This window comes from Paenibacillus athensensis, assembly GCF_004514475.2.
GTDB classification, from domain to species: Bacteria; Bacillota; Bacilli; order Paenibacillales; family NBRC-103111; genus Paenibacillus_AL; species Paenibacillus_AL athensensis.
In genome coordinates this window covers 288,192-310,543 of the sequence record NZ_MYFO02000001.1, presented here as the reverse complement: position 1 = coordinate 310,543, position 22,352 = coordinate 288,192, and the positions used below count along the sequence as shown (strand labels likewise).

General features: G+C 57.2%; 21 protein-coding genes. 1 reads left to right on the top strand and 20 read right to left on the bottom strand.

The genetic code is table 11. From position 1 onward, the window contains the following. Window positions 1–531 (bottom strand): hypothetical protein, encoded by a 531-nt coding sequence (locus B5M42_RS01360; protein ID WP_134749026.1) that lies wholly within the window; start codon window positions 529–531, stop codon window positions 1–3. 76 nt (window positions 532–607) lie between these two features. On the opposite strand from B5M42_RS01360, the gene B5M42_RS01355 reads away from it, so the two are divergent. Next, a complete protein-coding gene (locus B5M42_RS01355; RefSeq protein WP_167689553.1) occupies window positions 608–817 on the top strand; it encodes a hypothetical protein in 210 nt (69 codons plus the stop codon). Window positions 818–889: 72 nt separating this feature from the next. Here B5M42_RS01355 and B5M42_RS01350 read toward each other — a convergent pair whose 3' ends face one another. From B5M42_RS01350 to B5M42_RS01260, 19 genes are all read right to left on the bottom strand, one after another. Beyond that, complete coding sequence (locus B5M42_RS01350; RefSeq protein ID WP_134749030.1) at window positions 890–2,503, bottom strand: ABC-F family ATP-binding cassette domain-containing protein; 1,614 nt, start codon at window positions 2,501–2,503, stop codon at window positions 890–892. A gap of 45 nt (window positions 2,504–2,548) precedes the next feature. Further along, window positions 2,549–4,501, bottom strand: a complete 1,953-nt coding sequence (locus B5M42_RS01345; protein WP_134749032.1) for an ABC transporter ATP-binding protein — start codon at window positions 4,499–4,501, stop codon at window positions 2,549–2,551. 42 nt (window positions 4,502–4,543) lie between these two features. Next, complete coding sequence (locus B5M42_RS01340; RefSeq protein WP_134749107.1) at window positions 4,544–5,587, bottom strand: M42 family metallopeptidase; 1,044 nt, start codon at window positions 5,585–5,587, stop codon at window positions 4,544–4,546. Window positions 5,588–5,709: 122 nt separating this feature from the next. Beyond that, entirely contained in the window at window positions 5,710–6,000 is a 291-nt protein-coding gene (locus tag B5M42_RS01335; protein WP_134749033.1) for a Dabb family protein, read from the bottom strand. Between the two features lie 15 nt (window positions 6,001–6,015). Beyond that, window positions 6,016–7,578: an ABC-F family ATP-binding cassette domain-containing protein gene (locus B5M42_RS01330; RefSeq protein WP_134749036.1), complete on the bottom strand. Its 1,563-nt coding sequence runs from the start codon at window positions 7,576–7,578 to the stop codon at window positions 6,016–6,018. A 146-nt stretch (window positions 7,579–7,724) separates the two neighbouring features. Next, window positions 7,725–8,237, bottom strand: a complete 513-nt coding sequence (locus tag B5M42_RS01325; RefSeq protein WP_134749038.1) for an A24 family peptidase — start codon at window positions 8,235–8,237, stop codon at window positions 7,725–7,727. 13 nt (window positions 8,238–8,250) lie between these two features. Then, a complete protein-coding gene (locus B5M42_RS01320) occupies window positions 8,251–8,859 on the bottom strand; it encodes a TadE/TadG family type IV pilus assembly protein (RefSeq protein ID WP_134749040.1) in 609 nt (202 codons plus the stop codon). Between the two features lie 45 nt (window positions 8,860–8,904). Then, entirely contained in the window at window positions 8,905–10,896 is a 1,992-nt protein-coding gene (locus tag B5M42_RS01315) for a hypothetical protein (RefSeq protein WP_134749042.1), read from the bottom strand. Between the two features lie 20 nt (window positions 10,897–10,916). Continuing rightward, a complete protein-coding gene (locus B5M42_RS01310; protein ID WP_134749044.1) occupies window positions 10,917–11,858 on the bottom strand; it encodes a hypothetical protein in 942 nt (313 codons plus the stop codon). 58 nt (window positions 11,859–11,916) lie between these two features. Beyond that, window positions 11,917–12,147 (bottom strand): Flp1 family type IVb pilin, encoded by a 231-nt coding sequence (locus B5M42_RS01305; protein ID WP_134749046.1) that lies wholly within the window; start codon window positions 12,145–12,147, stop codon window positions 11,917–11,919. 15 nt (window positions 12,148–12,162) lie between these two features. Continuing rightward, a complete protein-coding gene (locus tag B5M42_RS01300) occupies window positions 12,163–13,302 on the bottom strand; it encodes an AAA family ATPase (RefSeq protein WP_134749048.1) in 1,140 nt (379 codons plus the stop codon). A gap of 265 nt (window positions 13,303–13,567) precedes the next feature. Beyond that, window positions 13,568–14,599, bottom strand: a complete 1,032-nt coding sequence (locus tag B5M42_RS01295; RefSeq protein ID WP_134749050.1) for an SAM-dependent methyltransferase — start codon at window positions 14,597–14,599, stop codon at window positions 13,568–13,570. Between the two features lie 23 nt (window positions 14,600–14,622). After that, window positions 14,623–15,393 (bottom strand): ABC transporter ATP-binding protein, encoded by a 771-nt coding sequence (locus B5M42_RS01290; protein WP_230632557.1) that lies wholly within the window; start codon window positions 15,391–15,393, stop codon window positions 14,623–14,625. A 37-nt stretch (window positions 15,394–15,430) separates the two neighbouring features. Continuing rightward, window positions 15,431–15,766: a cyclic-phosphate processing receiver domain-containing protein gene (locus B5M42_RS01285; RefSeq protein WP_134749054.1), complete on the bottom strand. Its 336-nt coding sequence runs from the start codon at window positions 15,764–15,766 to the stop codon at window positions 15,431–15,433. A 144-nt stretch (window positions 15,767–15,910) separates the two neighbouring features. Next, on the bottom strand, window positions 15,911–16,768 hold the full coding sequence (locus B5M42_RS01280; RefSeq protein WP_134749056.1) for a deoxyribonuclease IV: 858 nt from the start codon (window positions 16,766–16,768) through the stop codon (window positions 15,911–15,913). Between the two features lie 13 nt (window positions 16,769–16,781). Next, window positions 16,782–17,591: an Fpg/Nei family DNA glycosylase gene (locus B5M42_RS01275; protein WP_134749058.1), complete on the bottom strand. Its 810-nt coding sequence runs from the start codon at window positions 17,589–17,591 to the stop codon at window positions 16,782–16,784. Window positions 17,592–18,000: 409 nt separating this feature from the next. Beyond that, complete coding sequence (locus tag B5M42_RS01270; protein WP_167689555.1) at window positions 18,001–19,641, bottom strand: ribonuclease H-like domain-containing protein; 1,641 nt, start codon at window positions 19,639–19,641, stop codon at window positions 18,001–18,003. Continuing rightward, complete coding sequence (locus B5M42_RS01265; RefSeq protein ID WP_134750830.1) at window positions 19,638–21,926, bottom strand: DEAD/DEAH box helicase; 2,289 nt, start codon at window positions 21,924–21,926, stop codon at window positions 19,638–19,640. Before B5M42_RS01265 ends, B5M42_RS01270 begins: the two co-directional genes overlap by 4 nt. A gap of 167 nt (window positions 21,927–22,093) precedes the next feature. Then, complete coding sequence (locus B5M42_RS01260) at window positions 22,094–22,309, bottom strand: hypothetical protein (RefSeq protein ID WP_134750478.1); 216 nt, start codon at window positions 22,307–22,309, stop codon at window positions 22,094–22,096. Window positions 22,310–22,352: the final 43 nt, after the last annotated feature.

The window sequence follows — 22,352 nt, the reverse complement described above, 5'->3', positions numbered from 1 at the left end:
TCAGCCCTCCCGCCTGTCGAGCATCAGCAGGCTTTGCGCCGCGCAATCGAGCAGCTCCGGCAAATCGCCGATGTGGCTTTCATCGACCTTGCGGCCAAACTGCAAGCGGATATCGTTCACATACGATGCCGGCGTCAACGCTTGCGCTTCGGCGTATGCAAACGAAAGCCGCTGCTCGATCGACGGGCGGTTGCCCCAAATGAGCTGCAGCCTGCGGGCGATGTCCGGACATTCGCGCTGCGGCTCGCGCACCGGCGTCGTAAACCGCACCTCCATCGTGCAGCCCGGCGCGGCACCCGGATGTTCCATAATCTCCGCAGCCAAATCGTTCAGATGCGCGTACAGTTCGATGCGTGCGCGGCTTGGCTGCTCCGGCCCGCAAGCAAATTCAATCGCGTAATGGCGCGACATCGAGCTCAGGTCGATCCGGTCGCAGCGCTGTGTCACAAGGATGGCGCCCTCCATGTCCAGATCGTACACAGCGCCCTCCAGCACGACCTTCATATTATCATAAATCGTCGGATCGAACATTCGGGTCGTCCCCTTCTTTCCTCTTTGCTTCGATTCGATTATACTATAATCATATTACGTAAAGAAGGTGTTCCGATTGTCAGACAAGCCTGTTGATCAACCTGAAGAGCAAGGGCCTAAGAAGGTCAGCCTGGCCGATGCGATCAAGCAAAAGCTGGCGCAGAAGCAAGCCGAGCAAGCCGCACAAAAAGCGAATCTTAAGCACGGCGGCGGCGGCAACCAGTCGATGAAAAGCCAAATGACCAAGAAAGTCAACAATCAGCGCCGCCGGACAGGCGGAAGCTAAATTTTAAGCAAACCAAAGGCGCCCAGCGGACGATATTGCGATCCCGGGCGCCTTTTGCATGCGTGCAGCCGCTTATACGTATAGCTGCTCGCGTTGTCTTTTTACATCTTCGCTGTCCAGATATTCGTCGTACGTCATCATTTTGTCGATGAGGCCGTTTGGCGTAATTTCCATGACCCGATTGGCAATCGTTTGAATGAACTGATGGTCGTGCGAGACGAACAAAATCGTACCGTCAAAATCAACCAGTCCGTTGTTCAGCGCCGTGATCGATTCGAGGTCGAGATGGTTCGTCGGCTCGTCGAGAATCAGCACGTTAGCGCCGGTGAGCATCATTTTGGAGAACATACAGCGCACCTTTTCGCCCCCGGAGAGCACATTTGCTTTTTTCAGCGCTTCTTCGCCGGAGAACAACATGCGGCCAAGGAAGCCGCGCAGGAACGATTCATCCTGATCCTTGGAATATTGGCGCAGCCAGTCGACAAGGTTAAGATCCACGTCGAAATATTCCTGGCTATCCTTTGGAAAATAGGCCTGCGTGGTCGTTACGCCCCACGAATACGAGCCTTGGTCGGCTTCCAGCTCGCCCATGACGATTTTGAACAGCGTCGTTTTTGCCAAGCCGTCCGGACCGACGAAAGCGATTTTGTCGCCTTTGTTGACCGTGAACGTCAGATTGTTTAGCACCTGCACGCCTTCAACGGACTTGGACAGTCCTTCAACTGCAAGCAGCTGCTTGCCGGCTTCGCGCTCCGGTTTGAAATGAATAAACGGATATTTACGGTTCGACGGACGGATGTCCTCCAGCGTAAGCTTTTCAAGCTGCTTTTTCCGCGAGGTGGCTTGCTTCGATTTCGAGGCGTTGGCGCTAAAACGGGCAATAAACGCTTCCAGCTCCTTGCGCTTTTCTTCGGTTTTTTTGTTCGCGTCGCGTGTCAGCTTGAGCGCCAGTTGGCTCGATTCGTACCAGAAGTCGTAGTTGCCGACGTACAACTGAATTTTGCCGAAGTCGATGTCGGCGATGTGCGTACACACTTGGTTCAGGAAGTGCCGGTCATGGGATACGACGATGACGGTGCCTTCAAAGCGCGACAGAAAATGCTCCAACCAGCGGATCGATTCCAAATTCAAATGGTTGGTTGGCTCGTCAAGCAGCAGAATGTTCGGGTTGCCGAACAAGGCTTGCGCAAGCAGCACACGGACCTTTTCGTTGCCGTCGAGATCTCTCATCTTGGTGTCGTGCAGCGAGGTCGGAATGCCAAGACCAATCAAAAGCTCGGCTGCGTCGGATTCGGCCTGCCAGCCGTCCAGCTCCTGGAAATCGCCCTCCAGTTCGGCTGCTCTCATGCCGTCTTCTTCGGAGAAATCGGCTTTGGCGTATAGCGCGTCCTTCTCCTCCATAATTTTGTACAAGCGGGCATGCCCCATGATGACGGTTTTGAGCACTTCGAAGTCGTCGAATTCAAAATGGTTCTGTTTGAGCACGGCCATACGCTCAGTAGGCGGAATGCTGACATCGCCTTTGTTCGGCTCGATTTCGCCGGCCAAAATTTTCAGAAACGTCGATTTGCCGGCGCCGTTGGCGCCGATCAGGCCGTAGCAGTTGCCCGGCGTGAATTTGATGTTGACGTCTTCGAAAAGCGCACGTTTGCCGTAGCGAAGCGTCACATTGGATACGGTAATCATAGAGGGAAAATACCTGCCTTTGTAAGTAGTCTGTTACCTATTATATCATAATTTACTTCTTTCAATCTCTTCTACCAATTCGGATAAATACGACCACCGCTCCACGGCCCCGTCGAGCTCGGCTTGCGTCGCTTGCTCCTCTTCATACAAAGTCCGCACCTTGTCAAAATCGCTGCCCGCGCTTTCGATCTGCGCCTTGAGCCCGGCTATTCGTTCCTCCAGCGCGCCGATGCGGCCTTCGATTTCGTCCCATTCTTTCTGCTCCTTGAAGGTGAGCTTTTTGGGACGCGCGGACGGCTGGCTTTGGGACTGGCTTGAGCCGCTTCCTCCGGCCGCTTGCTGCTGAGCTGCGGATACCGCTGGCTTCAACGCAGCCTTGCGCTGCTGCTCCGCTTCCTCCTGCTGACGCTTCTCCTCCAGATAGTCGGAGTAGTTGCCGAAATACGGCGTCAGCGCCCCGCTGCCTTCAAACGCAAACAAATGCTCGGCCGTACGGTCAAGAAAGTAGCGGTCGTGGGATACGGTAATGACGGCGCCCGGAAAATATTCCAGATAGTCTTCGAGAATCGTCAGCGTTTGCAGGTCGAGATCGTTGGTCGGCTCGTCAAGCAGCAGCACGTTCGGTTCGCCCATCAGCGTGCGCAAGAGGTAAAGACGCCGCCGTTCGCCGCCGGACAGCCGTTCGATCGGCGTCCATTGCAATGCTGGCGAGAACAGGAACCGTTCCAGCATTTGCGCAGCGGAAATCAGCTCGCCGTCAGCGGTGCGGATTTGCTCCGCGACTTCCTTGATGTATTCGATCACGCGCATTTTGCCGTCCATCTCGACGTTTTCCTGGGTATAATAGGCCAGCTTGACCGTTTGGCCGGTTTCGATGGTGCCGCTGTCGGGCTGAAGACGCCCGGCGAGCAGGTTCAGCAGCGTCGATTTGCCGCTGCCGTTCGGACCGATAATGCCCAGCCGGTCGCCTGGCATGACGATGTAGCTGAAATCGCGGATCAGCGCGCGGTCGCCGTAGCTTTTGCTGACATGCTCCAGCTCCAGCACCTTTTTACCGAGCCGGCTGCCCGCCAGCGCCATGTCGAGCTTGTCGGCCGGGCCGTCGAGCTTGCGGTCGCGCAGCTCCTCGGCGCGCTGCACTCGCGCTTTTTGCTTGGTCGTGCGCGCCTTGGCTCCGCGTCGCAGCCAAGCCAGCTCGCGCCGCAACAGGTTTTGCCGCTTGTCTTCGCTGGCCGCTTCCGATTCCATGCGCTCGGCTTTCTTCTCCAGAAACGCTTCGTAGTTGCCTTCATAGCTGTACAGCTTGCCGCGGTCCAGCTCCAGCATGCGGTTTGTCACGCGCTCCAGGAAATAGCGGTCGTGCGTGACCAGCAGCAAGGCGCCCTTCCACTTGCTGAGGAATTCCTCCAGCCACATCGCGGTTTCATTGTCGATGTGGTTCGTCGGCTCGTCGAGGATAAGCAGATCCGCGGGCTGGATTAGCACGCGCGCCATCGCGACGCGCTTGCGCTGCCCGCCGGACAGCTGGCCGACGGGCTTGTCGAACTCGGCGATGCCGAGCCGCGTGAGCACCGTTTTGGCGACGGTGCCGGCTTCCCACGCGCCGAGACTGTCCATGCGCTGCTGGACCTTGAACAGCCGCGCCTGCTTCTCCGAGCTGGACGGCTCCGCCTCCAGCTCGGCCAGCGCCCGCTCATGGTCGCGCAGCGCCTGCATGAGCGGCGAGCTGCCGTGGAATACTTGCTCCAGCACCGTAGAGTCCGGTTCGAACTCCGGGTTTTGCGGCAAATATTCCACGCGGAAATGGTTCGCGTGCACCAGCTTGCCTCGATCCGGGGTCTCCAGCCCTGCCAGCAGCTGCAGCAGGGTCGATTTGCCGGTGCCGTTTACGCCGATCAGCCCGATACGCTCCTTTTCGTTCAGCGTGAACGAAATATCGTCGAACAAAACCTTGTCGCCGTAGCTTTTGGAAATGTTTTGTACGCTTAAAATATTCATATGCCGTTATCCTCCCGGCCGCCTCTTGTGCAGGCCGTTTTTTCATTCCTCCGCATGCGTAATATAAGCGGCCAGCAGGCGCGCGGTTCCCATGACGGCGTCAATATGCGTGCGCTCCATGCCGTGTGAAGCATGAACGCCTGGCCCAAGCAGCGCTGCGCGAATATCGCGTCCGCCGCGCAATGCGGCCGATGCGTCCGAGCCGTATCGCGGATAAATGTCGACGGCGTAGCGGATGCCCTCGCGCTCGGCCAGTCGGATCAGCTGCGAAGTCATGCCGTAATCGTAAGGTCCGGAGGAGTCCTTGGCGCAGATCGAGACGCCTTCCTCATTGCCGCTCAAATCGTCGCCGAGCGCGCCCATGTCGACGGCCAGCAGCTCTTGAATGTCCTCCGGGATATATGCCGAGCCATGCCCCACCTCTTCATACGTCGAGAAAAACAGCTTGACCGTACAAATGGGCTCGGCCTGCGCTTCGCGTAGCCCTGCAAGCAGTCCAAGCACAGCGGCGACAGCGGCTTTATCGTCCAGATGTCGCGATTTGACATAGCCGTTCGGCAGCAAGCGGACGCGTGGATCAAACGATATGAAATCGCCGACGCGGATGCCCAGCGCCTCGGCATCCGCTTTGGAGCGTACAGACTCGTCGATGCGCACCTCCATGTTCGCTTCTTCGCGCTTTTGCTCGCGCGCATCGTCGTACACGTGCACAGACGGATGCGTCGGCAAAATCGTCCCTTCGTATTCGCCACCATCGCGCGTATGGATACGGCAATATTCGTTTTCCACAGAGCCCATCATATAGCCGCCGAGAGGCGTCATTCGCAGCCGGCCGTCGGCTTTGATCGAACGAACCATCGCGCCCAGCGTATCGACATGCGCGGAAATGCCGACAACCCGGCTGGCGTCCGCGCCGGGAATCGTGACAACGCCGCAGCCCTTGTTCGTATACGCCATGACATACCCGAGCTGTGCGAGCTGCTCCTCCAGCTTGCGCATGATCTCGTGCGTATAGCCGGTCGGGCTTGGCGTCCGCAGCAGCAAATCGAGCATTTCCATCACGTAAGCCTGATCGATCGCGATCATCAAAAACGGCCCCTCCCTTCAGCCCGCAAGGCGTCCCCATGCGGGAATCCGCCTGAACAGGCAAAAACAGTGCAGCCTCTTAAATAAGGATACTACACTGTTTTCATACGTTTTTCAAACGATTAACTTTCAAAATCGACGCAAACGGAACTCCCGTCCAGCACCGTTTTCATATGCGCTTTAACCTGCTCGTGCACCGGATGCGTATCATAAACATGCAAATCCTCCAGCGAGTCGAACTTCGTAATCAGCGCGATATCGTAGGAACGTGCGGCATGCAGCACATCCGTTCCAACCTCGATATGCCGCAGCACCTCAATCTTGCCCTCCATATCGGCAAGCACCTTGCGCGTAACCTCAATCGCTTCTGGACTGCGGTCCTTGAGCTTGAACAACACAATATGTGTCAGCAAAACCCGTTCCTCCTTCTATTGCCGTACCTTCTGATTCGTCGACCAGGACTCGACATCCCATACCTTGGTCACCCAGCCCTCATAAAAATCCGGCTCGTGACATACGAGCAGCACGGTGCCCTTGTACTCCTTCAAGGCGCGCTGCAGCTCTTCTTTGGCGACAACGTCCAAATGGTTCGTCGGCTCGTCAAACAGCAGCCAGTTGCTTTCCCGCATCAGCAGCTTGCACAGCCGCACCTTCGCTTGCTCGCCGCCGCTCAGCATGCTCAGCGGCCGTGTAATATGCTCGTTGGTCAAGCCGCAGCGGGCCAGCGCCGCGCGTACCTCATGCTGGTTCATATGCGAATATTCGTTCCATACGTCGTCAATCGGCGTAATATTGCCGGCTTTGACCTCCTGCTCAAAATAAGCGGGGAACAAAAAGTCGCCGCGGTACGTTTTGCCGCTGTAAGGCTGGATTTTGCCCAAAATCGTTTTGAGCAGCGTCGATTTGCCCACGCCGTTGCAGCCGACAATGGCAATTTTCTCGCCGCGTTCAATGGAAACGCTCATCTGCGGCAGCAGCGGCCGGTCATAGCCGATTTCCATTTTTTCCGCTTCAAAAACAATCCGTCCGCTAGCTCGCGATTCCTTGAACACAAACGTCGGCTTGGCCGCTGTCTCCGGACGATCGATCCGATCGATGCGCTCCAGCTGCTTCTGGCGGCTTTTCGCCCGTCCTGAGGTCGAATACCGCGCTTTGTTGCGCTGGATGAAATCCTCCTGCTGCTTGATATATTCCTGCTGCTTTTCATAAGCATCGATATGCTGGTTTTTGTTGATTTCAGCCATCTGCAAAAATTTCTCATAATTCGCCGTATACCGGGTCAGCTTGGAAAATTCCAGATGGTAAATGACATTGACCACCTGGTTCATGAACTCCGTATCATGGGAAATGAGCATGAAGGCAAACGGATATTCCTGCAAATAGTTTTTCAACCATTCGATGTGCTCAACATCCAGATAGTTCGTCGGCTCGTCCAGCAGCAGCACGGTCGGCTTTTCCAGCAGCAGCTTGGCCAGTAGCACCTTGGTGCGCTGACCGCCGCTCAGCGTCGCGACATCGCGCTCCAGACCGATCGCGTTCAGGCCCAGACCATTGGCCATCTCCTCAACCTTGACATCGAGCAAATAAAAGCCGCTCGCATCCAGACGCTCCTGAATTTCTCCCATCTGTTCCAGCAAAAGCTCCAGCTCCTCGGGGGAAGCCTCGCTCATTTTTTCCGTAATCGCGAGCATTTCCTGCTCTTGCTCATACAGCGGCAAAAATGCGTCGCGCAGCACGTCGCGCACCGTCTTGCCCGGCGTCAGCTTGGAGTGCTGGTCGAGATAGCCGTAGTGAACGCGCGGCGTCCATTCGACTTTCCCATCATCCTTGAGCACCTGTCCGGTCAATATATTCATTAGCGTAGATTTGCCTACACCGTTAGCGCCTACAAGACCGACACGCTCACCGGCCAGCAAACGAAACGAAACATTTTTAAACAATACCCGCCCGCCAAAACTATGGCTGACGTCTTCGACTGTCAACAGACTCATATCGTCAATCCAAACTCCCGTCTCTACGAAGTTAATCGCCTTTTCGCGACGTCTTATTATACCACTTGCGCCAGCGGACGGGAAATAAAAAAATGACGCTGCTGGATAAAAATCAGGCCAGACCGCCGGACTGCGGATGCCATCGCTTACACGGGCAGCGGGTGATACCATAAAGCGACCGCAGCGCCGGGCAGCACGGCGTACATGAACGGGAAGCGAATGCTGCTCATTTGCCTGAAATCGCGCAACCGCAGCCTGTTTTCGCGCAAGCAAAACGAAATTGCCCAATAGGTCATTGTACAAGCAAGCTGCAGCGTCATTTTCCGAAACAGCGCAATCAGCAGCCCGATCAAGCCGGCAAGCAACAAGGAATAAAGTACACACTGGAATACAAATACGGTGCCCATCATTGCCCCGATACCGGCAAACAGCTTTACGTCGCCCGCGCCCAAAGCGCCGGCCGCATACAAGCCCACCAGCAGCGCGAAGCCGGTTGCCAGCCCCATTCCCGCAAACCAAAGTCCCGGCCACCCTTCGCTGATCAAGTGCCAGGAAACGCCGGACAAAGCAGCAAATGCCGTCAATTCATTCGGAATGATCATTTTACGCACATCGGTAATAAAAGCTACGATAACAACGGCCGCAAACAAAATAACCAAACCCTCCTCCTCTCTACACACCCGTCCAGGCGCGTTCCATCGCTCTTTTTTTAAGCATCCACGTGCGGCTAAAAAATGGAATTCGCAAATCGAATTGCACCTCCGCTTCAATCATCAGGTACGGGGCTTTGTTTTCCGATAAATCCGGCAGTTGATAGCCGATGACATGAAACTGGCTGGCGCGGATTAGCCTAGGATTGCAGTATGCATACACCAATGTGGTCAAATCAGTCAGATTTTGCGGCAAAAGCTGATCGCTGTCCTGCTGAGCCAGCTCTATGCGCCACAGATCAAGCAGTTCGTCCGACACATAGGCTTCATAGCCGGCGGCAAAAACACCAGGCTGCAGTGCCAACGCTCTGGCTTCTCTTATACGGCGCTGGGCTTCGGCAACTGATGGAGCAGGGTTCTGCTGCGCTTGGGCTTGGTGCAGCAGCGCCAGCGGATGCAACTGAGCGGCAAGCGATTTAACCGCCTCGTTTGTAGCGGAACGCAGCGCCAGCTCAGTCCGGCTCACATGAATCAGCTCGATCATCGCCAGCAAGAACGCGAGCGCAAGCGGCAGCAGCAGCGCAGCCTCCAATACAATACCGCCGTCCCTTCGGGCGCAAAATCGCAGCATCCTGCAGACGCCTCCTCTCTTTATCTGGCGATCAAGCTTGCGATATCAATACGACCAAATGGCTGTGCTGGAAATGACGCACCTCTGATTGCGAAGCTCGCAGCCCAGCAGCCGGGAGCCAAACGGCAGTTGCGCGAAAGCAGGTACAAACCATAGGCGGATGCTGCTTTGCGCTGTGCTCTCGAAGCAGGCGGATGCTTGCCGCAGATCCAGCCCTGTATTCAGCTCCAGCAGCGCTTGAATGCGTGCCAACGTTTTTGTTTGGCTGCTATGCACGAGTAAAAAAATCCGCAAGTAATCGTTATAGCTCAGTTGGATTACATGGAATGGCTTGTTTTCGAAAAAAGGAACAGCTTGTCCATCAATAAGCAGCTTCATATCGGCTGCGGCTTGCTTCGCGCCTTCTGCGCTTGCAGCGAGCAACACCAGCATCGGCGAACCGAGCTGCAGATCGGCCGGGTCCGGCTGCAGCAAAGCCTCGACGGTACGCACGGCCAGACGCAGCGAAAACATTTCGACATACGCAGCAGACAGATTTGCTCCGCAGCCGGAAAACCCGTACAGCACATACTCCGCTTCCTGTCCAACCAAACGGCGGTTCGAAAAATCGCTCTTTGCGGTACGGCTGCTAAATACCGTCAGCACATATTCATGAATCCAGATATCATCGCGTAGCTCCTCTGCCGCTGCAGCCAGCAGCGAATCCAGCAATTGCAGCGCACCGAGACTAAACGCTTCCGGCTGATTCCATTCAAAGGCGGCAAGACCGCCGATGTCTGAATCTTGCCCGTTCAAGCTGCGGTATTTTTGATAGAGTCCTTGCTCCTCTGCCGGACCGCTCATCTGCAGATGACGGTACGCGTCATTAAAGCCGTCCTTCCCAGCGGCACAGCCGGGCGGTTCCGCAAGTGAATCGACTTGCATGAAATCGGCTTGGATGCTTGCTTTTACTTGCCGCCGGCGGGCATCGGCAGCCTTGAGCAGCTGCTGGCGCGCACGATCAGCCTGGGAATTGACTTCATGCCAGCGCGTTCCTTCCATCGTTAGTGCAGCCAATCGTTGTCCGGCCTGCTCAAGCCGGTCCGGGGATAGCCCGTCCCAGTAAGTGCCAACCGCTGCAAGCCTGGTGACAAGCGATGCGAGCGCATCTTCAGCCTCACGTAAATCAAAGGCTCCGTAAAGCGGGACGGCATCCAGCACTCCTTCCACCGGCAGCAAGGAAGGAAGCAACTGCTTGCGGGCATCCGCAAGCGCAGTCTGCAGGCGCTCGTTTGCCAGCTGTGCGCGCATCGTCAGCTCGGCAGCTGCTCGCAATTGCTCCTGCTGACGTCCGGAGCTTTGCGACAGCAGGCTTCGCGCCCGGGCATGCAGCACGTACAGCGCTTCACGCTCCTCCGGCTCATCAGCGGCTTGTTGAAGCAGTGCCGACTGCTGCTGCAGCGCAGCAACATCGTCTTGCCACAGCTTATAGAGCGCCTCCAGACTTGCCCATGCTTCGTCCCCTGCTGCGTTCCGCTGATCAAGCAGCTTGTCCAGCGCCTTGATGGCGCGCCCTAGCTTGACCCCGTCAGCCAGCGGAGCCGAAGCTTCAACCGGCCGCAGCGCACTGCCCACATAGCGCTCAAACGACAGCGGCGCTTGCCACTTCACCGCTTCCAGCAGCTGCCGGCGCAAGATAAGCTGACTCGCCAGCGAGTATACCGGCGTTAGGCGGGCGCGGCCGTTCTCCAGCGAAGTGTCGATCAAAGGCAGACCGCCTTGCACGCTCCCGGACAGGTTGGCGGACATGATTGCGCTTAGCTCTTGCTGCGCCGAATTTGCGCTGGCGGTCATCCCCCAGAGCCCGAAGGTTTGCAAGCTGCGGTCATATCCGGCCATCACCGAACGCAAGCCGGCCTTGAGCGCGGTTTCACTTTCATTTGTTGCCAGCCTGATTCTCGCCAAGTCGATCAACAGACCGGCTATCATCAATAGCGGGATGATCAAGATCAGCATATAGACAGTTATCGTTCCATGCTGAGCGCGCAACAATTTCAACGCATCACCCCTTTTAACGGTTATGGATGAATCACGACGGCGATGCCGACTGCTGCCAAATCCCGGCGAAGCGCAGCGGAGGGAAGCTGAACGGGATGAAAAAAATGCCAGACGATTCCATTGATTGCTTGGCCGCTTTGCAGGAGCGATGCGTCTTTGACCAGCTGCACGCTGCGCAGCTGCTTTTCGCTAAAGGTGTAAAAAGCCATGTGCGCGATTCCCGCTTGCGCGTCAAACGCATCAGCAACGCGGCGTTGATCGCCGGAAACGGTCAGCACACGCTGCTCGCCCGCAACGAGCTTTCGCAAATAAGCGGCGGCTTGCGCCTCAGAACGAATGAAAGGCGTTTCGTCGGCCAAAGATTTGCCAGGCTCCACCCAAAGACGCTTGGCCGCCTCCAGCGTCAGCGATGCCGGCAGCTGAGGAACATAAGTGCGGTTCATATCGATCAAGCGGATCAGCTCTACCGGGTCCACCACATGCGCTGTACCTTGCCCGGACAGATCATTGCGTCCTACAAGCTGATCGATGTTTTTCGAGAGCGGAAACCGTGTGTGCAAGCTCACGACAACGGTCCGCTGCTGCAAGCCGGCGTTTCGATATAGCACGTTCCCCGCCATGCCCGCAGGTGCGACGAGCATTGCTGCTCTAGCCAGCTTTGCCGCTGGCAAGGCCATAGGCGTGGGCAGCGTGGCTGCCGGCAGCTCCATCTGCAGAGTTAGTGCCGTCCCCAGAGAGCGACCGAACGGATCATCTGCCAGATCATCTGTCCAGCGCCAGTACAAGCCATCGCTCACAGCCGGATCGAAACGACCGGCAAGCAGGTCTTTAGCGCTGCTATTCCACGCATAGGCCAGCCGTTCGGCAGCAGTTTGCGCCAACGCTCCCGCCTCCCATTGCTTGTAGATCCCCAAGCCGCCAAACACCACGGCAAGCGTCAGCAGCAATAAGATCGGCATCATAAGTCCCGTTTCCAGCAGGATACGTCCGTCCTTGCTACAGAAAAAACGGCAAGCTGTCTTAATGAGCCGGTTCACAGCTCACGGTCGGTCCCGGCACACACACGGGCACGCTGCCGTTGTTTTGCAGATCGCTGTTGGCGTCGCCAAGCAGCTTTTGAAACCACGCTAAAATCCATTTACGAAAAACAATCGCAATCGCTACCAGCACTGCAATAATCAACAGCATTTCCAGCGTTCCCAAACCGTCTTCTTCTTTAAAAAAACGCACGGCTGTCGCATATTTCGCCATAGGCTTTGCTCCCTTCTATCCCTTTGCATGGCCAAGTCGAACCGATTCGCCCTGCCCTTCATATTTGTCCAGCGCTTCGAACATCATCGCTGCGTACAATTGGTGAACCCGCTGGGCAAACGGACTGTCCGCGAAATTCGCTTCGGTTGGCTCCGCGTTTTTCCACTGCGGCATATAGGGCAATATACCGCTAATCGGCACATCGTGCCGCTCAAATTCGTTAAAGCATTCGCCCATAAACTGATTGACGACAAAACGCACATTTTTTAGTGGCGGCAGCAGCTTGCGGTAGGTTCCGGTTTTGTGCAGACAGCTGAAATCGTCAAGCACAAGCCACCAGACGGCGTCGCTCATGTCTAATGCCGTCCGCACGCGCGGGTGCAGCGAGCTGTCCGTATCCACGATGATGCATTCATAGCTGTTCAAAGCGAGCAGCGCTTCCAACAAGCAGCGTACCTCCTGCCCGCCGACGTCGAACGAGCTTTTCACAGCGGCCGACGGCGCTATAAAGTCGATGCCCAGCAGCGGTGCATGCGACTTCATGCGCTCCAGTTGTACCGCTAATTGACCTGGCGGCATTTGCGCAGCCAGCTGCATCAGCTCCGTATAACGGGACGGCTGTTCGCCGTGCAGCTGACGGTCAATCGCAGCTGAAGGCTCGAAGCCGAGATAAAACACGCGCTGCCCGCGAAAAGCCAGCCATTGCGCCACATGCAGCGCCGTGGTCGTTTTCCCGCTGCCTCCGACTGCTGAATACACCGTCAATATTTGACTCCGATGCACAGGAACGGCGACGGCCTTTCCCGGAGCCTGTTCAAAATACGCAAGCAGCTCACCGACGATTTCATGCAACGGCCTGAACTTGTACAGCACAAGCAAGCCCTCATCGCTACCGCAGCCGGCAAACGATTCGCTAATTACCGCTGCACGGACATCGGCGCATACCTTGCGTGCCAAATGATAAAATTCGTCGGAAACCGCCAGCATTATTTGACCGCGGTTCCCCGCTCCGGCCAACCACAGCTCGACCTGTTCCATTCGTGTAAAGAGGCGCACCCGCACGCGGGCAGCGAACTCAGGGCGTTCCGCGCACAGGGCCAATCTTTCTCCATACAGCTCGTCCTCGTCGAGCAGCAGCAGCTCTATTTTGCCCATACAAGCCTCCTTATTGGTGATAAAATTCCACTAACAATGCGGCGGCAAGCCATACACCTGCCAGCAGCGCCGCTGCGGTTGCGATCAGCGTCCGTTGTTCCTGCTTCATATCTCCCTCCTTGGCAAACAAAAAAAGCACGCGCCGAGCCGGAACATGCAGTTCCGATTCAGCGGTGCTTCCGCTTGTTTGATTGAATTACCTCAAGTATAACATAATAAAATGGAAATTCAACCTTTTTTTACTATTTTCTCGGCCGTTGATCCTCTACCACAGCTTCTGCAAATACAAGGTCAGTTCTTCACGATTGTGAAAAAGCTGCTTGGCCTGCACCAGTTGCAGCCGATTCTCAAACGTTTCCAGCAGCTCGCGCACGGTCTGAAACGGTTTTTTGTGCATCAGCTTGACCGTGATGATCGCGGTGCCGCCAGGCTTGAGCGCATCCAGCAAATCGAGCACGAGCCGGCCCATCTGGCGCGGACTCCAGCTCATGTCACAGACAAGCAGATCGAACTCGCCGCTTTTAAGCTTGACCTCGGCAGCATTTTTGCGGTGAATCGTCAGCTGCGGGTGGCGCACCAGACTCGGATGCATCGCAGCCGGATCAATGGCCGTGACCTTCATTCCTTTTTCCAGCAAAAAAGAAGTCCAGCCGCCCGGTGCTGCGCCGACGTCAAGCGCATGGCGGAAACGGCCAAAATCGAGCGCAAACCGCTGCTCGGCTTCCAGCAGCTTGAATTTGGCCCGCGATATTTGATCGTCTTCCTTATGGAAGCGGATCGCGCCGCCCGACCAGTCGGACAAGTTCGCCGCAGGCGTGGAAAGGCCCGCATACAGCTTGTCTCCGCAAGCAAATACGGACACGATCCGCTGCGCTTGCTGAACAACCGGCTCGGCTCCGTATACCGTCTTGAGCGTTTCATCGAGCGCCGACTTCACAGCAAACGGCGTATAAGGCACATTGGCTTTTTCGTCCTTGCGCATTTGCACGGCTACACGCTCGCCCTGACCAAACGTTCTGCTTTCTGCCAACCAGCGTTGAAGCGCGTGCAAGTCGTCGTCCGTGCGCGTCAGCTCCCATACCCGGTCCACCGGCTGCACATGGCGCAAAAACATCGGTTCCTGCCGGCCGATTGCCCCCAGCAGCTCCTCTGTCGTCCCTTCCGCTTCACACAAAAATATTTCAGTCGGCACCAGCGCGACAAAACGCGCCGAAGGCACCAGCCGCCGGATTTCCTCTTGCGCATATTGGGCAAATCCGCGATTCGCCGTCCCGATACAGGTTGCTTTTGTCATCATCGCTGCTTCCTTTTCTCCACCAATCAAGATTGAACCACTTTCATCCACGGACGGTCCTGAAACCATTCCAATTGCACCTCGACTTCAAAAGCCTGGCGCAGATGCGCGGTTGTGAGCACCTCGGCCTTGGGACCGGCAGCAATAATCCGGCCTTGCTCGATAATCGCCACGTGCGTAAATAACGGGATAATTTCCTCCAAATGATGGGTCACATACACCACGGTCATTTGTTGCTTGCTCAAATTGTTAACGTCCTGCAAAAAGCGCTCGCGCTCGTACAAATCAAGACCGGCCGCAGGCTCGTCCAAAATCAAAATAGCCGGCGCCATCATCAGCGAGCGGGCCAGCATCACCTTTTTGCGTTCGCCTTGCGACAACGTGCCCAGCGGCTGCCCGGCCAAGTGGCCGATGCGCACCTGATTCAGCATGTTCAGCGCCTTGTCTTTGACCGCCTGCGGAATTTCCTGATAAAAACGCAAAAAAGCGTATTCGCCCGTCGCCACAACCTCCCACACCGGATCGGACAAATTCAGCTTTTCCATCAGCGATTGGCTGATATAACCGATGCGCTTGCGCACTTCGCGCACATCGCATTGACCGTATCGGTTACCGAGCACCTCCACCTTGCCGCTGGACGGGAACTCATAGCCGTTCATCAGCTCCAGCAGCGTCGTTTTGCCCGAGCCGTTGCGTCCAAGCAGCACCCAATGCTCGCCTTCCTGAATATGTAGCTCGACATCCTGCAAAATATGCCGGTCGCCGCGAATAAAATGAATATCCGATAAATGAATCACGCTGCACCTCTCCTTTTTTCCTGCAAAAAGCCTGCGGCTATTCGGCCCGGGCCAGCTCCCGCAGCAGCTCTTCGGGCACAGGCGTCGCCTGAAGCTGCATGGTCTCGGGCTTGGCTGCATACAGCATCTGGTACATGCGCATACGCGCTTCCCTGCTTGACGAATGCAAATAGAGCCGCTTCGGGAACCGCCGCTCGGCGATCAGCCAGCGCACAACGTCCATGCCGGATTCCGCCGGGTCGCCCAAATCATGATCCAGCGATAGCACGTCGACCTCGCATTCGGCCAGCAGCAGTTGGCATTCCCCAACGTTTTTGGCCCACACAAAGCCGCGCGGACACGGACGCAAATCGTCCAAAAAAACATGAATCATTGGCTCCGCGCCCCTCTCCGATTAATCTGGCCTTTGCCGTCGGCCGCGACGCGGCGTTCCGCTCAACCAGCGGTACGTATGGCCTAACCTCTGTTATACAGACGGCACTCCCCCTAGGGGGCCGGTTCAAACCACAGCTTGCGCTTAACGTTCCGGCTGCTTGGAGGTTAACACCACGCCTTCTGCCAACGCCTTGACCCGCGCGATTTCCGCGCGATGCGTGCCGTCCGTCCCCGGCGCTGTTTCCATCACAATCGGGATGCTGCGAAAATAAACGGAATGCAGCAGCTCGGCAAATGCGCGCTCGCCCACTTCACCCGTCCCGATTCCGGCATGGCGATCGCGACGCGAACCGGCCCCGTACAACGAGTCGTTCAAATGAACGGCGTGGACATGCTGAAAATAACCAAGCGCCCCGCCGCGTTCCGCAAGCTCTGGCCAGTTGCCGCTCCACAGCCCGCTGGCAAACGCATGACACGTATCAAAGCAAAAGCCGATGCGCTCCGGCTCCTCGCACAGCTTGCGAACCTGAACGAACTCCTCCATAGCCGTGCCGAGATGGCCGCGTTCGCCGGCTTGATTTTCCAACAGCAGCAAACAGCGGCCCTGCCAGCCGCCTAGCGCCTGATTGATCAATTGTATTATATTTTTATAACCTTGTAACGGGTCTTTTCCAAGATATTTGCCAAAATGCACCACCAACCCGACCGAGCCGCACGCTTCGGCAATCGTCAGGGCGCTGATCAGTACAGTCCGCATCAGCTCGCGTTGTTCCGCGTCGGCGGCAGGATTAAGCGCATACGGGGCATGTCCGATCGACAGCAATCCGTGTTCGCGGCAAAAAGCAGCGCATGCTGCCGCATCGCGTTCGTTAAGCGATTTCGTCCGCAGGGCGCGCGGATTCATCGGAAAATATTGAAAAGCGCTGGCGCCGGCCTGCAGTGCCGCTTTGGCTGCGCCCAAATACCCCGCTTTTGTGCTGACATGGGCTCCGATAAACATCGTCATCGGCCCCCTAGTGCTGACAAGCCGAACAATAAAAGCTTTTTTTCGAAGAGATCTCGTCTTTGACAATCGGGGCTCCGCAGCGCGGGCACGGCTCACCCTCACGATCATAGACGCGGCATAGCGGATCGAAGCCTCCGGTCAGCGTATCACCCGCATAAAGCGGCATGTCCATGTAGCCGCCGCAGCGCGTCGCTTCGCGCAATACGGTGCCAATGGAGGCGTACAAGCGGCTTGTCTCCTCCGGATGAAGATCGGGCAAACGACGGGCCGGCAGCAGCGCTGCGGCAAAACAAATTTCGTCGGAATAGCAGTTCCCGATGCCCGACAGAAACGTTTGATCAACGAGCGACGCTTTCAAATTGGCTTTGCGGCCCGCCAGCACGGACTGGAACCGTTCAAACGTGAATTGCGGCGACAATGGCTCAGGGCCAAGCTTGGCCAGCAGCCGCTCCGCTTCCTCCGGGGTATGCAGATGTAAATAGCCGAGCCGCAGTCCGATAAAATACAAGGCGGTTTCGCCAAAACGCAACACGACCTGTGTGGTCCGCTGCGGCTTCTGCGCTTCAGTGCCGTAAAATATCGAACCGCCGAGCATCAAATGCAACAGCAGCACCGGACCGCTGTCAAGGTGGAACAGTAAATGCTTGGCCCGCCGCTCCAGCGCTGTGATCCGCGCGCCAGCGACGGCTTGGGCAAACTGCTCCGGCGTGACGTTGATTGACTTCTCACGCGTAATCAGTACGTCGCTGATCGTGCGGCCGCCGATCCGCGGCGCCAGTTGGTGAAGATAGGTTTCCATCTCGGGAAGCTCGGGCATACGGGACACTCCTTGCCGTTTTTACCTTGTATGTCCACTTCCCCGTACATGTAAACCAACAGCCGGCCAAGCGGCTGTCGCAGCGACCCCTGCGGCAGCGAACGGGTTTGACTGCTGTCTTGTGGTTCCGGTATCGCGTTTCAGGAGTGACTACCGTTGTTCGAAGCAAAGCGAGCAGCATCGTGCAGCATGCCAAGAAACAAACAGCGTCCAAATGTGCAAACGAGGCTTGCTGCGACGTAGAGCAAGGACGAATCTGTAACCCACCCCGCGTCGTAGAGCTGTCAAGCGAACAGGCAGCGGTTCAGATCAAGCTGTCCATCGCGTAAACGAGCTTGCTGCGACGTAGAGCGAGGACGCATCTGTAACCCGCCCGCGTCGTAGAGCTGTCAAGCGAACAGGCAGCGGTTCAGATCAAGCTGTCCATCGCGTAAACGGGCTTGCTGCGGCGCGGTTTGGCCGTTCGAGCTGGCGACGCGCCCCCGGCCTGCTCGTCCGGCACGGTGATTCCTGCGGTGTTGTCGCCGCAAAGCGGATCGGCAGCTTGATTAGACCGCTTCCCAGCCGGATTTGCTGGCAGCGGCGTTCCCTGCGGCGCACCTTGCCGATCGTCAATCGCTGGACCGCCATTGGATATGTCAAGCATTTGCCCATTGCTGGCGCCGACTGCCGGTCTGCGTGCCGGTTTGCCGCTGCGTACAGCGAGCTTGTCGAGCTTTTTCCTCAGCCGCTCCAGCCGTTTGCGTAGCGCCGCTTCTTCCTCCGCCAGCTTCGACCGATCGCCCCGCTGCAAGGTGCGGCGGCGTTGCAGCCGCTGCCAAGCCTCGTCCGCGTAATGAAGCGCAAGGCGAAGCTGTTTCTCGCGATGCTCATAATGCATGGACAGCTCAATGTAGGGCTCAAGCGCAATCCCAAGTCCGCCGCCGCCCGTTTGCACATACCGCTGCCATAGGGCAGCAGCCCGCTCGTATGCTCCCGCCTTTTTGTAGAATCCAGCGAGCAGCAGCAGCGTTTTGGCGTGAATCGCCGCTTGATCATCTGTCTCGCAGACTGGCATCAAACCTTCTTCACAACCGGCTGGGGAATCTGTATTTGCTCCCAAGCGGCTGTACAAGTAATCCAGAACGTACCGCGACAGCTCGGACCGCCCCATTTTGTCCAGCCAAGCGCCCGTGCGGTACAGCTCGTCTGCGCCCATGCCGCCCAGTTCATTGGAGACCTGTTCCTCTCCGCCGCTGCCCGTAAAATGACCGCCCAGCCATTTGCCCAAATGAATCGCCAGCGCAGCCATCGATACAATATCGTGTTCGTTATGGATGAATACGCCCTCCAGTACAGCAGGGTCCTTATCGGCCAAATATTGAAAATAGAGCGCAGGCGCCATCGAACCCGGCACGTCGTTCAGCCGTTCAAAGCCGAGCCGCCCTTCCTCCACGCTGCTGAGCCTGCAGGAAGGCAGCACATACCGCCACAAGCTGCGCGACGGATACAAAAAGTCAAGCTGCTCCAGCTCGCTGTCGTCCAGCTCCAGCCGGTTCAGCACGAACCGGCTTTGCACAATCGGCCAATCGAACGTTCGGCCATTGTAGGAAACCATATGCGTAAACCGGCCCATCAACGCCTGCAAATAACGCAGCATGGCGACTTCTTCAGCCGGATTACGCATCAGCAGCTGCTCGACGACAAACGTGTCGAGCTCGACATAGCCGATCCCCACCATGAAGGGGACGTTGCCGGCCCCGACACCGAGCCCCGTCGTCTCGGTGTCGAAAAACAACAGCGATTCCGCGCGCACCGCCGGCGCGTCATCGCTGCCAAATGCGGACAGCTCCGCCGCCACATCGGCCAGCTCGCGCAGCCGATGCCGGCCGTGCCGGCTGTCCGGCCCATACGCGCGTCGCCGACGCACGAACGAGCCCCACGGGCTCGTATACAGCTCGGCGCCGACGCGCGCCCACTCGCCGCCGTCGTCCGGCGGCGGCGCAAGTTGCGGCTTGTCCGCTTCCTCCGATTTGTGGAAGCGGACAAGCCGTTCCCGAAGGCGGCTCATCGCGCACCGCCTTCGAGTTGGCCGAGCAGCTCCGTGGCGAGCTGCTTGCCGAGCAGCCCGACCTCTTCGATCGGCCCTACACACGCCGGGCAGCCGCTCAGGCAGCTGCACCCGGCAATCAGCTCGCGCGCTTCGCGCAACAGCGCGCCGTGCACGTCATACAGCCGCTCGCTCAAGCCTACGCCGCCCGGGTATCGGTCGTAGAAGAAGATCGTCGGCTGCTTGTTATGCACCGCCCGCACCTGCGGCACGACCCGGATATCAAACGGATCGCACATCAAATGCAGCGGCGCGATGCGCACAAGCACGTTGGCAAGCCCGAGCAGCGCAAACTGCAAATCGTTGGCCGAACGCCCCGCGGTCATCTCCTCGTTGAGCGTGAACCAATACGAGCTTGTGTGCAGCTCCTCCTCCGGCAAATGAATCGGTCCGGAGCCGATATTTTCGTGCGTGCGCAAGCGAATTTTTTTGAAAATCGTCGGTTGCGCGTTCACCGTCACCTCGCCCAACTGACGCTGCAAGCCGCCAAGCATCTCCTCGCGGTGCACATGCAGCACCTTGAGCTGCACGGCCATGCTGGCGTCGGTGAAATAATCAACGTCAACCTGCCGGACGTAAGCCTTTTTTTCCTCATAATCGAGCTTCTCGACCTGAAATTGCACGCCTTCATGAATGTATATCGCTTCCTCGTGAATCAGCGTCGGCGCGCTGAATCGGTCGCATTCGCCAATGACCCGGCTGCCGCTGGTCAGATCGATAATAACGAAGTTTTCCTGCGCTGCCGAACGCAAGCTGATGTTGTGGGCCGGGAACGACTGCTCCATCCAATACCAACGGTCCTGAACCTGATGCAGCACGCGCTCCTCGGTCAAAAACTCCAAAATATCGCGCAGCGGCTCTTCGCCGAACTTCTCGTCCATCTCAAAGGGCAGCTCATAGGCCGCGCATTTCACATGATCGACAAGAATAATCAGATTATCCGGATGAATCAACGCCTGCTCGGGCGGCCGCTCGAAAAAATAACGCGGATTCTGGATCAAATATTGATCCAGCGGGTTGCTGCTGGCGACGAGAATCGTCAGCGAGCTTTCCTGGCGTCGTCCGGCCCGCCCCGACTGCTGCCACGTGCTGGCGATTGTGCCGGGATAGCCATTCAATACACAGGCCTGCAGCTGGCCGATATCGATGCCCAGCTCCAGCGCGTTCGTGCTGACGACACCGCGGATTTCCCCGCTGCGCAAGCCCCGTTCAATTTCCCGGCGCAGCTTGGGCAAATAACCGCCCCGATAGCCGCGAATCGATTTGCTGCCCAGCTCGTTGCGCACCAGCTCCTGCAAATAGGTAAGCAAAATTTCCACGCGAACCCGGCTGCGTGCGAACACAATCGTTTGGATACCGTTCTTGAGCAGCGCGGCCGCCAGCTTGCGCGTTTCCAGCACGGAGCTGCGGCGAATGCCCAGCTGCCGGTTAACGACGGGAGGATTGTAAAACACAAAATGCTTCTCCCCCGACGGCGCTCCGTTCTCGTCGACCAACGACACCTGCTCGCCGATCAGCCGTTCCGCGTGCTCCTTGGGGTTATCGATCGTCGCCGACGCGCAAATAAATTGCGGATTGGAGCCGTAAAACCGGCAAATCCGCTTCAGACGCCGAATCACGTTGGCCACATGGCTGCCGAACACGCCGCGATACGAATGAACCTCGTCGATGACAATGTAGGCCAGATTTTCAAACAGCTTGACCCATTTCGTATGGTGCGGCAAAATCGCCGAATGCAGCATATCGGGATTGGTCACCACGATGTGGCCGGCGTTGCGGATCGCTTGACGGACAGCCGGCGGCGTATCGCCATCATAGGTATGAGATTTGATATCGGCCCCCATCGCTTCAACCACTTGATGCAGCTCGGCGACCTGATCCTGCGCGAGCGCCTTTGTCGGAAACAGGTACAACGCCCGGGCGCTGTCCTGCTCCAGCACCTTTTGCAGCACGGGCAGGTTATAGCAAAGCGTTTTGCCGGATGCCGTTGGCGTGACGGTCACCACATGGCGTCCGCTCACCGCTTCCTCCAAGGATCGGGCCTGATGCGTATATAAACGGGTAATCCCCTTGCTTGCCAGCGCTTCGCGAATGCTTTCGTGCAGGCCGGCGGGAAAAGCAGCCAGCTTGGCTTCGCGCGGCGGGATGGTGTGCCAGTAGGTAACCTGAGACATGATTTCCGGCGTACGGCGAATCCACTCGATCATTTCAGACATCGAAGACAGTTTGCCGGTTAACGGGTTCATCGTTCGACGCTCCTTCATGCGTACTTTCTTCTTATTGTACAGAATATACGTTCGCCCGGCAACGAAAAAAAGACGCAGTTCGCGAACTGCGCCGCCGATGCCTTTCCGCAATACGCGCTTGCGCGCACACGGGCTGGAAGCATAGGCCAAAGACTTTGACAATGGCGTTACAGCAAATCGGAGGAATCGTCGTAATCGTAACGGATGCCGTCAAGCTCACCGCTGACGACCGAAGCCGGCACATCAAGTGCAAGATCGGCATTTTCCTTCAGCTTGCCCAGCACCTCGCGGTAATCGCGGACCCGGCTCGATTCTTTTTCACTGCCGATCGCCGCCTGCAAGGCTCTTTCTATAATGCTGATGTCCTGACTGGTAAAATTCATCGCCCAACACCCCTTCATCCAGATTTGCCAATATATAGCTTGC